Below are 377 nucleotides of genomic sequence, written 5' to 3' on the forward strand. Positions count from 1 at the left end.
ATCCGGACCTGCTCACCGCCGCCGAACGGATCCAATATGAGGGATACCTTCGCCGCGAAGACACCAACGCCGCCATTCTTGGGCTGGCCAAGGATGGCGTCACGATCAAGGAGATCGTGCGCTGCACCGGGCACAGCCGCAATCTGGTCCGCAGGGTGCTGCGTGGTCAGCGCTCCGACGTCTTTCGCGTCCGGGAGAGTTCGCTCGAGCTCTATCTGCCATGGCTCGATGCTCAGTGGGCGGCCGGTCAATGCAACGGCGCCGAGCTGTGGCGGCGCCTCAAAGCTCAAGGCTTCCGCGGCTGCCTTCGGGTCGTGGCCGAGTGGGCCGCCCGCCGCCGACGCCGGGCGGAGCAGGTCGACGGCAATGCCCTCAGT

At 67.1% G+C, this 377-nt stretch carries 1 pseudogene; it reads left to right on the forward strand.

The window, feature by feature from the left end:
- Positions 1-377: pseudogene (locus FFK22_RS42365) on the forward strand (ISL3 family transposase); the annotation flags it as partial.

It is taken from the genome of Mycobacterium sp. KBS0706 (genome assembly GCF_005938675.2).
Lineage (GTDB): Bacteria > Pseudomonadota > Alphaproteobacteria > DSM-16000 > Inquilinaceae > Inquilinus.